General features: G+C 69.4%; 11 protein-coding genes. 5 read left to right on the forward strand and 6 right to left on the reverse strand.

The window, feature by feature from the left end; translation table 11 throughout:
- The first annotated feature begins 112 nt into the window (after window positions 1-112).
- Together AB0E69_RS19780 and AB0E69_RS19785 are read left to right on the forward strand one after the other, a co-directional pair.
- Window positions 113-2,017 carry a DUF2207 domain-containing protein gene (locus tag AB0E69_RS19780; protein WP_360147472.1) on the forward strand — a complete coding sequence of 635 codons (1,905 nt, stop codon included), beginning with the start codon at window positions 113-115 and terminating at the stop codon, window positions 2,015-2,017.
- 26 nt (window positions 2,018-2,043) lie between these two features.
- The gene (locus AB0E69_RS19785) at window positions 2,044-3,933 is read left to right on the forward strand and encodes a DUF2207 domain-containing protein (RefSeq protein WP_360147475.1); all 1,890 of its coding nucleotides are present in this window, start codon (window positions 2,044-2,046) and stop codon (window positions 3,931-3,933) included.
- A gap of 7 nt (window positions 3,934-3,940) precedes the next feature.
- Here the strand turns inward: AB0E69_RS19785 and AB0E69_RS19790 are convergent, their stop codons facing one another.
- The 3 genes from AB0E69_RS19790 to AB0E69_RS19800 are packed head-to-tail and all read right to left on the reverse strand — an operon-like array spanning window position 3,941 to window position 7,393.
- Entirely contained in the window at window positions 3,941-4,468 is a 528-nt protein-coding gene (locus tag AB0E69_RS19790; RefSeq protein ID WP_360147478.1) for a ferritin, read from the reverse strand.
- A 4-nt stretch (window positions 4,469-4,472) separates the two neighbouring features.
- On the reverse strand, window positions 4,473-6,347 hold the full coding sequence (locus AB0E69_RS19795; protein ID WP_360147481.1) for a DUF2264 domain-containing protein: 1,875 nt from the start codon (window positions 6,345-6,347) through the stop codon (window positions 4,473-4,475).
- A 29-nt stretch (window positions 6,348-6,376) separates the two neighbouring features.
- The gene (locus AB0E69_RS19800) at window positions 6,377-7,393 is read right to left on the reverse strand and encodes a hydroxyacid dehydrogenase (RefSeq protein WP_360147484.1); all 1,017 of its coding nucleotides are present in this window, start codon (window positions 7,391-7,393) and stop codon (window positions 6,377-6,379) included.
- A gap of 165 nt (window positions 7,394-7,558) precedes the next feature.
- Here AB0E69_RS19800 and AB0E69_RS19805 point away from each other — a divergent pair, with 165 nt between their 5' ends.
- Window positions 7,559-8,479 carry a PAC2 family protein gene (locus AB0E69_RS19805; protein ID WP_360147487.1) on the forward strand — a complete coding sequence of 307 codons (921 nt, stop codon included), beginning with the start codon at window positions 7,559-7,561 and terminating at the stop codon, window positions 8,477-8,479.
- Here AB0E69_RS19805 and AB0E69_RS19810 read toward each other — a convergent pair.
- Window positions 8,476-8,910, reverse strand: coding sequence for a DoxX family protein (locus AB0E69_RS19810; RefSeq protein ID WP_360147490.1), 435 nt, complete (start codon window positions 8,908-8,910; stop codon window positions 8,476-8,478). The genes AB0E69_RS19805 and AB0E69_RS19810 overlap by 4 nt on opposite strands.
- Window positions 8,911-9,061: 151 nt before the next feature.
- On the opposite strand from AB0E69_RS19810, the gene AB0E69_RS19815 reads away from it, so the two are divergent.
- A complete protein-coding gene (locus AB0E69_RS19815; protein ID WP_360147493.1) occupies window positions 9,062-9,907 on the forward strand; it encodes an acyl-CoA thioesterase II in 846 nt (281 codons plus the stop codon).
- 154 nt (window positions 9,908-10,061) lie between these two features.
- Window positions 10,062-11,327 (forward strand): threonine--tRNA ligase, encoded by a 1,266-nt coding sequence (gene thrS, locus AB0E69_RS19820; protein ID WP_360147496.1) that lies wholly within the window; start codon window positions 10,062-10,064, stop codon window positions 11,325-11,327.
- Here thrS and AB0E69_RS19825 read toward each other — a convergent pair.
- Window positions 11,293-12,150, reverse strand: a complete 858-nt coding sequence (locus AB0E69_RS19825; protein ID WP_360147499.1) for a MaoC/PaaZ C-terminal domain-containing protein — start codon at window positions 12,148-12,150, stop codon at window positions 11,293-11,295. The two genes, thrS and AB0E69_RS19825, sit on opposite strands and share 35 nt — an antisense overlap.
- Before the next feature lies 1 nt (window position 12,151).
- Entirely contained in the window at window positions 12,152-13,498 is a 1,347-nt protein-coding gene (locus tag AB0E69_RS19830; protein ID WP_360147502.1) for a 3-oxoacyl-ACP reductase, read from the reverse strand.
- Window positions 13,499-13,503: the final 5 nt, after the last annotated feature.

Here is a 13,503-nt window from a genome sequence, read left to right on the forward strand (position 1 = left end):
CCTCCTGGTCCACCCACGATTCCCCTAACGGTCACTTCGCACAAGAGCCATCACGTCCCGGATTCGGTCCGCCTCCCCGGATCCGGACCCCGCGCTCGGTAGTGTCGCCGCCATGCGTAAGGCACTCGGGGTCCTGATCAGCACGCTGATCACTGTCGTAGCGGTGGCCGGCTTCGCCCAACCGGCAGCGGCCGACACGGCTGGCATGACCGGCGTGGCCGACGTCGGTGATCAGGTGAAGAACTTCGCCATCGACTACACGGTCGGCACGGACGGCGTACTGCACGTGAAGGAGACGATCGCCTACAGCTTCGGCAGCCTCGGCAGGCACGGGATCTACCGCGACCTGGTCGTCCGCGAGCCCTGGGCCGACGACCGGTCCAAGGACCAGCGATATGACGTCTCGAACGTGCAGGTGCACAGCGACGACGCACCGGACGCCTTCGAGACCTCGACCCAGAAGCAGAACAAGGACCGCGACGAGGTCCTGCGGATCAAGATCGGCGACGCCAACCAGACGATCAGCGGATTCAACGCGACGTACGTGATCACGTACGACGTCCGCGGCGCGCTCCGGCACTTCGCCGACCACAGCGAGCTGTACTGGGACGCAACCGGTTCGGCCTGGGACGCGGTGATCGACCAGGTCACCGTCACCGCGACGGTCCCGCAAGGCGTGACGCAGGTGAGCTGCTTCGCCGGCCCGGCCGGCTCGACCGAGAGCTGCCCGCAGAAGTCGATCCTCGGCGGCAAGGCGACCTTCGGCGCCTCGCAGCTGGCACGGCGCCAGCAGTTGACGATCGTCGCCGGGATCAAGGCCGGCGCGGTCCAGAACGACGCCCCGATCGTGGTCGACCCGCCGAACTGGCTGCAGCGGAACGGGCTGTCCGTCCCGCTGCTCGCCGGATCCGGAGCGGCGACCGTGATCGCGCTGCTGCTGGCCGGCGTCTACGCGAAGACCGGTAACAAGGACCAGCGGTTCGCCGGGATGCCGCCGGGGACGTTCCCGCCGGACGGCGTCGCGGCCGAGCCGGTGAAGGACGACCTGCGGACGGACCAGATCCCGGTCGCGTTCGCGCCGCCGAAGATCCCGGTCGCCGAGGGCGGTCTGCTGATCGACGCCAAGGCCACCACGACGGAGACGGCGGCGACGCTGATCGACATGGCCGTGCGGGGCGGCGTACGGATCGAGAACACGGGGAGCGAGCAGAAGGCGGTGCTGCTGAACGCAGCCGTCGCGACCGCGCCGCACGAGCAGGCGCTGATGTCGGGGCTGTTCCCGTCGTTGCAGCCCGGCTCCGAGGTGCAGCTCAAGCGTGGCGCGGTCGGCGACCACACGATGCGCCGGGCGCACGACGCGATGATCGCTGCGCTGCGTGACCTGGTGAGGAACCGCAACTGGTACCTGCGGATGCCGCGGGCCGGCGGCGGGTCGGCGTTCAAAGCCGGCTGGGGGTGCGGCTGCGGGGTGCTGATCGCGTTCTGGGTGGTGATCAGCGCGGCCGGCGCGATCACCGGTGCGGCCACCGGCGGACCCGGCCGGGCGATCGCGATCGCGGTCCCGGTGATCGCCGTGATCATTGCCCTCGGCATCTGGATCGCGATTCGGGGCCGTGGGCAACGCAACCCGGCCGGGCGGGCGGTGACCGACCAGCTGATCGGCTTCCGTCAGTATCTCGCCACCGCCGAGGCGGACCAGCTCCGGTTCGAGGAGGGTGAGGACATCTTCTCGAAGTACTTGCCCTGGGCGATCGCCTTCGACCTCGCCGACCGCTGGCAGAAGGTCTGCGAGCAACTGGTCGCGGCCGGACGGCTCACGCCTGACCCGTACTGGTACTACGGCCCGTCCTACTACACGTCCGGCTGGACCGCCGGCGCGGTCAGCTCCACGGTTGCCCACAGCTTCGACCCGCCGCCCGCACCGGCCAGCTCAGGCGGTGGCGGCGGCAGCTCGTCGGGCTTCAGCGGTGGCTCGTCCGGCGGCGGCGGAGGCGGTGGAGGCGGCGGCAGCTGGTAGACCTCACGCTCGGTAGGGTCGCCCGCATGCGTCGGGCGCTCGGGGTCGTGGTCAGCGTGGTTGTCGTCGCGCTGGCGCTGGCGGGTTTCGCAGTACCGGCGTCTGCTGCTCTCGGTGATCGCGTGCAGTCGTTGGCGATCGACTACACCGTAGGCCCGGACGGCGTGCTGCACGTCAGCGAGACGATCCAGTACCGCTTCGGCGACGATGATGCCCACGGCATCTTTCGCGATCTGGTGGTCCGCGAACCCTTCGTGGACGACTCGTCGAAGGACCAGCGGTACGACGTGTCGAACCTCCGGGTCTCGGCGTCGAACGGTGCCTCGGGCAAGTTCTCGACCACGACGACCTCGGCGAACCACCGTCGCAACCAGACGCTGCGGCTCAAGATCGGATCGTCGGGGAAGCGGGTGCCCAGCGAGGTCGTGACGTACAAGCTCTCCTACGACGTCCGTGGCGCGCTGCGGCACTTCGCCGACCACAGCGAGCTGTACTGGGACGCGACCGGGGATCGTTGGGAAGCGCCGATCGACCAGGTGACGATCTCCGTCACCGTGCCACAGGGCGTGCAGAAGGTCGCCTGCTTCGTAGGGCCGGCCGGATCGACGGCCCGCTGCGACCGGGCCGTGCTGAGCGCCGGCAAGGGTGTCTTCACCGAGGACTCCATAGTGGTCCAGGGCGACGGGCTCACGATCGTCGCCGGGATCAAAGCCGGTGCCGTAAGCAACGACACCCCGATCCTGGCACCTGCGCCGAACTTCCTCGAGCGGTACGGCGTCACCATCCCGGGTGCAGTGGTCTCTCTGCTGCTGACCGTCGGCGCGATCGTCGGCGGCAAGCTGCTGCTCCGGCGCCAACGCGACCAGCGGTACGCCGACACGCCGCCGGGCACCGTGCCGCCGTCCGGAGTCGCCGTACTGGACCGATTGCGCTCGTCCCAACTGCCGGTCGCGTTCACCCCGCCGGCGGATGTCACGCCTGCCGAGGGCGGCGTACTCGTGGACTCCAAGGCGGACAGCACCGAGATCGCCGCGACGCTGATCGATCTCGCGGTGCGCGGGGCGATCCGGATCGAGAGCGAGGACGGCGTCCGTACGGCGGTGCTCGTGGACGCCGGTCTGGCCAGGGCGCCGCACGAGGAGATGCTGCTCAAACGACTGTTTCCGAAGCTGGACCGGGTCAAACTGGTCGCGCCCGCCGTCGGGGACACGCGGATGGCGAACGCGGGAAACAGCATGGGCGACGCGCTCTGGCAGCAGGTGGAGGAGCGTGGCTGGTACCTCCGGATGCCGCGGAAGCCGCAACTCGTGGAGTCCGCCGGATACGGCTGGGTGCCGTTCGGTTGCGGTCTGTTCGTGGCCGTGATCGCCGGGCTGGTCAGCTTGGTGGTCTACTGCATCAAGACCGGCGCGCCCAGCTGGCTAGGTCCGGCGCTCGCGGTCGCCGTGCCGGTGCTGGCCGTGGTCAACGCCTCGATCGATCTCGGGTTGCGCGGCCGCCGCGGCACCCGCAGCGCACTCGGCCGTGCGGTCACCGATCAGGTCCTCGGGTTCAAGAAATACCTGGAGACCGCCGAGGCGGACCAGCTGCGCTTCCAGGACGGCGAGGACATCTTCAGCAAGTACCTGCCATGGGCGATCGTCTTCGGCCTGGCCGACCGCTGGCAGCAGCTCTGTCAGACCCTGGTCCAGTCCGGCCGGCTACCGACAGCGACCGACTGGTACTCCGGGCCCACGTCTTTCTACGACTCCGGCTGGTCGGCCGGCACGATCTCGACCACCGTCAGCGCCACCTTCAGCGAGCCGCCGACTGCGTCGACCGGCGGCGGCACGTCCTCGGGTTTCTCGTCCAGCTCGTCCTCTTCGTCGTCCTCCTCCGGTGGCGGCGGAGGAGGCGGCGGAGGCGGGAGTTGGTAGCCAGTAGCTAGACGGTCCCGCCCGCGGCCGGGGGAGCGGTCGGGTCCCCGCCGTCGGCGCCGACGACCTCGCGGGCCAGGAAGTCCTCGAGGTGGAACAGGTTGTCACCGGCGCGCTTCGCAACGTTGACGAGCGTCTTCATCGCAGCGACCTCCTCGACCTGCTCCTTGAGGAACCACTGCATGAACTGCTCGCCGACGTAGTCGCTCTCGTCCCGGGCCGTCCGCGCCAGCATCTCGATCTGCTTGGTGACGGTGATCTCCTGGGCCAGCGCGAGCTCGAGCGGCTCCAGCGCGGACCTGAAGTCGGCCTCGACCTCGCCGACCGACGGGATGTGCGGCCGGACGTCCTTGTCCAGCAGGTACTGCACCATCATCATCGCGTGGTTCCGCTCCTCGAGCGCCTGCTGGTAGAAGTGCGCGGCGAGCCGCGGCAGATCCTGTTCGTCGTACCAGACGGCCACCGCGATGTACTGCTGGGACGCGGTGAACTCGTTCCGGATCTGTTCCTGCAGGAGTTTCTCGTACGTGCTCATCCCGTCAATCTAGTGCGCCACGTCCCAGTTCGACCACCTCGACGCCGACGCCGGGCAGGCTGATCGACACCGTCGTACCGGCCACCTGGAGATCAATGCCCTCGGCAAGCGCTTCCGGACGGGCCGAGCTCCGGGTCAGCACCACCGCATTGACCAGCACCAACGGCTCGCCGGAGTGCCGTGCGGTCAGGTACGGCGTGACCGAATGCGCTCCGAACGCGTTCGTGTGCAAGCCTCTGTGCACGCCCGCCTGGTCGTATCCGTGTAACCCGACCACGGCTGACGTCAGCCCGTCGGTGTTTCGCGCGGCGGCGGCCAGGCCGCGGACTGTTGCCTCAGGCAAAGACTCGCCGGCGACCGCGAATCCGCCGCTGCGCACCAGCGCGCCACTCGGTCCCTCGACCAGCGCGCACCGGATTTCCCAGCCGGCGTGGACGACCGACGCGATCTCGATCCGCCACGGTCCCACCGCACCCAGCCAGGCCTGGTGCCACGAGGACGCCGTACGCCCGCTGATGCCGATGCGCCGGATCCGCCCGCGTGAGCTCTGCATGCCGCCCGCGCCGACCAGCGAGATCAGGTTGTCGAGCTGCGGCGCGTGGTCGGACAGCTCCGGGCCGGCGTGGTTCGCGTACGCCAGCCGGTTGTAGTGCGGGTCGCCCGCGGGCTCCACACCATCTGGCTCGGCTGTGGGCAGGTGGTCCGACCCGTGGTTCACCAGCTGCACCACCTGGTCGTGGCGGCTGCCGTGGACGATCCAGCCCGGCGCGGGCATCGCCCGTACCTGATCCGCGTCGTCCAGCGGGACCGAGCCCTCCGGATCGGTCCACACCGGGTGCTCCGGCGGCAGCAGGAGCCCGATGAACCCCTTCGAGGCCCAGTACGGCGAGCCAGGACCCGAGTACTGCTGTGTCGTCGGCAGGAATGTGTCGTACCACCCGAGCGTCAGCAGGCCGCGCTCGTCGGGCACACCGTGCTGCACGAAGTGCCGTGCGATGCCGGAGCACAGCCGTCGGGTCTGGCCGGGCGTGAGTGGGGTGGAGTCGAGGATGGCGCCCATCCAGTACGGCGCTGCCGCCGCCATCCGGTACGTCAGCGACCGGCCCTGGTAGATGGGTGCACCGTCGTTGCCGACCAGGTGTACTGCGTCGGCCAGGAACAGGTTGATGCGCTCCTTGTAGAGCTTCAGCCGGTCCTCGTACTGCGCTCCCGGCGTGGCCGCAGCCATCCGCGCCCAGAGGCCGGGGTAGAGGTGCATGGCCCAGCCGATGTAGTTGTCGTAGTTCTGCCCGTCGCCGTCGGAGTACCAGCCGTCACCGACGTACCAGTCCTCGATGCGGTCGAGGCCGCCGTCGATGTCCTCCTGCGAGTACGGCGCTCCGACCGAGGCGAGGAACTGCTCGCTGACCACCTGGAACAGGCGCCAGTTGTTGTCGTGCGTGGTGGAGCCGATGAAGCCACCGAGCCACTCGGCGACATGCTCCTGCGCCCGAGTGTCCAGGCGCTCCCAGATCCACTCGCGGGACTCGTGCAGGGCTACGGCGATCGCGGCGGCCTCGACCATCTGCTGGGACCTGGGGGTGAGGCGCAGCCAGGAGTCGGGGTGGTCCGGGTCAGCGCCGTTGGCGACGCCGCGCGCGTACCGCTCGATCAGCTGCTCGCAGCCCTTGCCCTGGACGCCGGCAATGCGGAAGGCGGCCAGCATGAACGAGCGGGCGAAGCCTTCGAGGGCGTCCGACGCCGTACCGGACCGGCTCGGGCGGCCGGGCAGGTGGATCAGCGAGGCGCCAGGGGAGAAGTACGGAACGAGCGAGTCGAGGAGGTGATCCGCCAACGCCTCCCAGTGGTCCCGGCCCCACCCAGTCTGTCGCGAGAGCACACGGTCAGTGTCAGGTAGTACCAGGCGGGTCATGCGAGCCGTCCCAACTCTTGCGGCGTGATGGCATGTAGGAGGGGTTGGCCGGCGGTGAGGCGCTCGAGTTCGCTGACTGCCAGCTCGCCGAGGCGGGCGATCTCGTTGCCGACGGCGCCGGCGACGTGCGGCGTGACGAAGACGTTCGGCAGGTCGAGCAGCGGCGAGTCCGGCGGCAGCGGCTCGGGGTCGGTGACGTCGAGGACGGCGTCGATGCGGCCCTTGAGGCACTCCTGCAGCAGCGCGTCGGCGTCGATGATCTTGCCGCGGGCCGTGTTGATCAGGACCGACCCGTCGTGGAGGAGGCTCAGCAGCCGCGCGTCGACCAGGCCGACCGTCTCCGGCAGCAGGGGAGCGTGCACGCTGAGGATGTCGCTGCGCCGGAAGAGCGTGTCGTTGTCGACCAGCTCAGCGCCGAGCTCGGCGGCCTCTGCGGCGGTCAGGTACGGGTCGCTGATCAGTACATGCAGATCGAACGCCTTGAGCCGCTCGGCCACCATCCTCGCGATCCGCGAGGCGCCCAGCAGGCCGACCGTCGAGCCGTAGCTGCCCGGCATCCCGTGCGGATCCGCCTTCCGCCGCTCGGTCCGGTACTGCGCGGCCAGCTTGAACGCACGCTTGCCCGCGAGCACGATCGCCGCGACCGTGAACTCGGCCACCGGCTGCGCGTTCGCAGTGGCCGCCGACGACACCTGGATCCCGCGCTCGAACACCATCGGGTCGACGATCCCCTTGACCGACCCGGCCGCGTGCAGGATCGCCTGCAGCTTCGGCGCCGCGTCCAGTACCTCCGGCCCGATCCGCGGGCAGCCCCAGCCGGTGAGCAGTACGTCGACGTCCGGCAGCGCGGCGCGGACGGCGGGATCGGCGAGGAAACTGCTCGTCGGGCCGACCGGCAGCACAGTGGCGACGGCCTCCAGGCGCTGCCGGACCCGCGGCACGAGGACGCGGTCCCGGCTGGCGTCGTTCATCGCCAGCATGACGGTCAGGGCGGAATCGGGTTCGGGGCTCACCGGACTAAGTTAGCAAGCGCTTTCCAGAGCTGTCTCCCCAGCCGCCGCGTCGTGGAACAGCCGGAAAGTTTCTGGCCGAGGCGGAATTTGTGCCCGCCGTCACGGCGTTGGGCAGAATAGGCGGGCTTGCACCGCCCTGTTGGCCACGGACGAAGGAGACTGACGATGCTGCGACCGGACGACCTCTACGAGATCGTCGACGAGTCGGTGGCGACCGGCCCGGCGGCGACGCCGAAGGTGCTGGTGCACTCGCTGGACGGGTTCATGGACGCGGGCCAGGCCGGACGGGTCACCGCGGACCACCTGCTCGAGGTGCTCGAGCACCGGTTGCTGGCGCGCTTCGACGTCGACCTCCTGCACGACTACCGGGCCCGGCGGCCCGAGGTGACGTTCGCCGAGGACCGGTTCATCGACTACACGCCGCGGCACCTGTCCCTGCACCTGGTGACGGACGACGCGGGCGTCGACTTCCTGCTGCTCGAGGGCGTCGAGCCGGACAACCACTGGGACCGGTTCGCGGGCGCTATTCGCCAGCTCAACGAGTTGTTCAACGTGACGCTGACGATCGGCGTGCACGGCATCCCGATGGGCGTGCCGCACACCCGACCGCTCGGTCTGACCGCGCACGCGACGCGGCCCGAGCTGGTCACCCGGTCGAACATCTGGGACGGCGAGATGCGCCTGCCGGCCAGCGCCGGGACGATGCTGCAGGTCCGCCTCGGCGAGGCCGGCAAGGACGCGATGGGCTTCGCGGTCCACGTGCCGCACTACCTGGCGGAGAACCGCTTCCCCGGCGCCGCGCTGGCGCTGGTGCACGCGATCTCGGCCGCGACGGGCCTGCTCCTCCCTAGCAAGGCCCTGCTCGACGAGGCAGCCGTTACGGGTCGGCTGGTCGACGAGCAGGTCGAGGCCTCCGAGGACGCGTCCGCAGTCGTGAAGGCGCTCGAATCGCAGTACGACGCGGCTGAGGGATCTGTCACCCGCAAGAGTCTTCTGGCCGACTCCACCCCGTCGGCCGACGAGCTGGGCGCCGAGGTGGAGCAGTTCCTCGCCCAGCTCGACCGCGAGGACGGCACTGACCGCTAGGCAGTCACAGCTGAGCGATTGGGCGCTTTGGCCAGGACGTTGTCCAGGCTGAAGCGCCCTGCTCCTGTTGCGGCCAGCGTGAGCGACATCAGCCCGAGAGCGGCAACCAGCTCCCAGCCACCGCTGCCCGCGAACACGCCGTTGGAGACATGCACGAAGGCGAATGCGCCGAGCATGTCCAGCGTCAGCAGCAAACCGGCGACGGGGGTCAGCACCCCCACGATGAGTGCGATCCCGCCCAGCAGCTCGACCCCGGTCGCGTAGTACGCCGAGAGCGTCGGCGCGGGCACCCCCAGCTGCTCGAAGCCCTGCGCCGTGGCGTCGAGTCCGTTCGTGTGGAACTTCTGCCAGCCATGGGCGACGAACACGATCCCCAGCCCGACGCGGGCGATCAGCAGGACAAGGTCACGGACGGCGGGCGGCAACTTCACGGGCGTCTCCTGAATCAATCGCTTGGTGGTTGAGTGCTCAACCGTACCTGGTGCGACCGAAAGTTCACCGAAAGCGTTCGGGTGATCGTTCGCACAGCGGCAGGGGGTGTGATGTGGGGTGTGATGGCGCCGGTGGCTGTCAGGATGAGGCATGCCTGAGTCGCTGGAGGATCTGGTCGAGCTGCTCGACCTGGAGATGATCGACGCCGACCTGTATCGCGGACGCCAGCCGCAGACGTCGATGCAGCGGGTGTTCGGTGGTCAGGTGCTCGGCCAGGCGCTGGCCGCGGCGAGCCGGACCGTGGACCCGGCGCGGGTCGTGCACTCGCTGCACGGGTACTTCCTGCGGGCGGGGGACACGTCGGTGCCGATCGTTTACCGCGCGGAGCCGACCCGCGACGGCGGTTCGTTCAGCAGCCGGCGGGTGGTGGCGTCGCAGAACGGCAAGCCGATCTTCTACATGTCCGCGTCCTTCCAGCGCCCCGAGCCCGGCCTCGACCACCAGGACCCGATGCCGGACGACGTCGTACCGCCGTTGGAAGCGCCGCGACTCGCGACTGTTCTGGAGGCACGGTCCGGCCGCGCCGCGGCCGACTGGGATCGTGAGTGGGCCGCCCTCGATGTCCGCCTGGCCGGCGTCACCGGCCGGCAGTTCTGGATCCGCGCCGCCGGCAAGCTCCCCGATGACCCAGCCCTCCACGCATGCGTCCTTGCCTACGCCAGCGACCTGACGTTGCTGGGCGCCAGCCTGCTTCCGCACGGCATCGTCATCGGCGACCGCCGCATCCAACCAGCCTCCCTCGACCACGCGTTGTGGTTCCACCGGCCTTTCCGTGCCGACGAATGGCTCCTCTACGACCAGGCGTCGCCGTCGGCCTCTGGCGCCCGCGGCTTCGCCACCGGCCGCCTGTACACCGAGTCCGGCAGCCTGATCGCCTCCGTCGCCCAGGAGGGTCTGATCCGTCCCGTCGGTCTCGACGAGGATCTGCTAACTTAGAAGCATGTTGAAGCGCGCTGTAGTGACGACGACGCCGGAGATTGTCCCGGTGCGCTGACAGCTGACTGTCTTGATCAAGCCCCGGGGCGAGTGCCCCGGGGTTTTGCTTTGTCCGGGGTCTCTCGTCCCACTCTGAACTGACGAGGAGACCACCATGTACGACCACCGCAAGATCGGGCGTGAGCTCGGGCTGTTCGACTCGGACCCGTTGATCGGGGCCGGGTTGCCGTACTGGTTGCCGGCCGGCGCCGCCGTACGCCGGGCCTTGGAGAGCTACATCTCCGAGGTCGAGCGAAGAGCCGGCTACCAGCAGGTGTACTCGCCGGTGCTCGGGAAACGCGAGCTCTACGAGATCTCGGGACACTGGGCGAAGTACCACGACGACATGTACCCGCCGATGGACATCGGCGAGGAGCAGCTCGTGCTCCGGCCGAGCATCTGTCCGCACCACGCGCTGATGTTCCGGTCACGTTCCCACAGCTACCGCGAGCTGCCGCTCAGGTTCTCCGAGCTCGGCGGGCAGTACCGTGCCGAGCTCTCCGGCGCGATCGCCGGCCTGACCAGAGTCCGCGCGATGCAGCTCAACGACGCGCACATCTTCTGCCGTCTGGACCAGGTCGCCGGGGAGGCGGAAAGCGCGCTCGCCCTGATCAACCAGGCGTACGCCGACCTGCAGATCAGCCCGTCCCGCTATGTGCTCGCGCTTCCGGACGAGTCACTGAACAGCCCGCAGAGCAACTACGTCGGAGACGCGGAGAGCTGGGCGCACGCCGTCGAGATCCTGCGGGAGGTGCTGAAGAACGCCGGGATCGACTACGAGGACGCGCCGGGTGACGCCGCGTTCTACGGACCGAAGATCGACATCCAGATGATGGACTCGGCCGGCCGGGAGTTCAGCCTCTCGACCGTCCAGATCGACTTCCACCAGCCGGAGCGGTTCGGGCTCGAGTACATCGGTGCCGACGGCAACAAGCATCGCCCGGTGATGGTGCACCGGGCGATCGTCGGCAGCATCGAGAGAGCGGTCGCGCAGCTGATCGAGGTGCACGGCGGCGCGTTCCCGGCGTGGCTCGCGCCGGTGCAGCTCGTGGTGCTGCCGATCTCGGACGACGAGGAGAAGGTCGCCGCCGAGGTGTCCCGGCGCGCGCTGGACCGCGGCCTGCGGGTCGAGATCGCGCACGCGGACGAGGGCTCTCTCGGCGCACGGATCCGGGAGAACCGCTGGGCGCCGTACCAGGCCGTCATCGGTGCCCGGGAGGCTGCCGCCGGCGAGCTCGCGATCCGGGAACGCGACGGGAATCGCCACGACCCGGCTCCGATCGGCGCCGTACTGGACGAGATCGCGGAGCGCTGCGTCCCGGGAGCGCTGCGGAGACGCAGCGAGCTCAGCTCTCCTGCAGCTGTCCGATCAGGTGCGTGACCTCGTGCTTCTCGTCGTACAGCGCGAAGTCGGTCGTCTTGCCCGCCTGCTCGAACCCGAACTGCACCCGCGAAGGAAGGAGTAACGGTTTCCGGAAATCGACCCGGACGGTGAAGGCGTCCGGTAGCTTCCCGGCCCGCTGGAGCGACGCCAGCGCGGCAGCCTTGGCCCACATCCCGTGCGCGATCTGGCGCGGGAACCCGAACGCCTGCGCGGTCAGCTTGAACAGGTGGATCGGGTTCCGGTCGCCGGACGCGGCGGCGTACCGGCGGCCGAGGTTGCCGCGCAGGTCCCACCACGCGCTCGGCCCGAGCTCCGGATCCTTGAGCAGATCGACGTGCGCGTTCGGCGTACCGGCCGAGCGGCTCAGCAATGTGGTGAGATCGCTCCACACCACGTCGCCGTCGACGCGGACCTCGCTGATCACGTCGAAGACTGTGCCCTTGGGATGCGGCCGCTCCGGCGTGCTGTGCACCCGGATCGCCGGCTCCGCATGGATCGGGATCGGCTGTTTCTGGGTGATCGTGTTGGACAGATGCACGATCCCCATCGGCTTGTACGGGAACGACGGGTCCGACATCAGGTCCAGGTGCAGCGGAAACGCGAGCACATGCAGGTACGTCGGCGGCAGCGCCGGACCCGCCTGGAACCCGGTCACCTCGCGGTACGCCGTCAGATGGTCCTGATCTACCGCGGACCGCGGCAGCTCGAGCGTCAGACCGTCCTCGTTCGGCTCGTAGTCGGCGCGCCGCAGCGTGGCCTTCACGGTTCGCGCGTAGAGCGCTCCGAACCTCGGCGAGTCGTCGTACCGCCGCGTCGGCATCTCAGGCCCCGAGCATGCTCTGGCCGCAGACGCGGACCACGTTGCCGGTGACGCCCGCCGACGCCGGATCGGCGAACCACGCGATGGTCTCGGCGACGTCGATCGGCAGCCCGCCCTGCTGCAGCGAGTTGATCCGGCGGCCGACCTCGCGGATCGTGAACGGGATCTTGGCTGTCATCTCGGTTTCGATGAAGCCGGGCGCGACCGCGTTGATCCGGATCTGCCGCTCGGCGAGCTGCGGCGCCAAGGCCTGGACCAGACCGATGATCCCGGCCTTCGAGGTGGCGTAGTTGGTCTGGCCGTTGTTTCCCGCGATCCCGGCCATCGACGAGACGCCGATGATCGATCCGCCGTCGCGCAGCGCGCCCGATTCCACCAGGTGCTTGGTGATCCGCTCCGGCGCGCGCAGGTTCACGTCGAGGACGGCGTCCCAGGTGTCGGTCCGCATGTTCGCGAGCCGCTTGTCCCGGGTGATGCCGGCGTTGTGGACGACGATGTCGAGACCGGCGTGCTGCTCGAGCGCGTGGGCTGCGATCCGCTGCGCGGCGTCCACGGAGGTCACGTCGAGCAGGAGTTCGGAGCCGCCGACCCGCGTGATGACCTTGCGCAGGGCGTCGGCGTTCTGCGGTACGTCGACGCCGATGATGGCGGCACCCTCCCGGGCCAGCGTGTTTGCGATCGCTTCGCCGATGCCCCGCGCGGCGCCGGTGACGAGGGCGACGCGGCCGGCGAGCGGACGAGTCGGGTCGTTGCTGACCAGGGGCCCGATGCCGATCCGGGCGACCTGCGCGTCGACGTACGCCGATTTGGGGGAGAGGAAGAAGCGGAGCGTCGAGTCGAGCTGCTCGTGCGCGTCGGGAGCGACGTACACGAGGTTGACCGTTGCGCCGCGCTTCACCTCCTTGCCGAGGCTTCGCGTGAAGCCTTCGAGGGCGCGTTGTGCGATCTGCTGCTCGGGGGACTGCGCGAGCTCCGGCGTACGACCGACGACGATCACCCGGCCGGCCGCGGCCAGCTGGCGGATGACGGGGGAGAAGAACCGTTGCAGGCTGGTCAGGTCGGCCGTCGACATCGCGCCGGTCGCGTCGAAGACCAGCGCCTTCGGCCGGATCTCGCTCGACGCGACGCCTTCGGTCGCCGTACTGAACGTGGCGCCGACGTCGTGGAGGAAGGCCTGGATCGCCTTGCCCGCGTCGGTCTCACCGATCCCGCCGAACACCACCGGTCCGTCGATCACCGGCGCGCCCTCGACCCAGCGCTGGAGGGGAGCCGGGTCGGGAAGACCCAGGTTCTTCACCAGCGTCTGGCCGAGCGGTGTCCGGGTGAAGGTCTGGTAGCGATCCGTCATCTCAG

The sequence above is a fragment of the Kribbella sp. NPDC026611 genome, assembly GCF_040638345.1.
In the GTDB taxonomy this organism is placed as follows: Bacteria; Actinomycetota; Actinomycetes; order Propionibacteriales; family Kribbellaceae; genus Kribbella.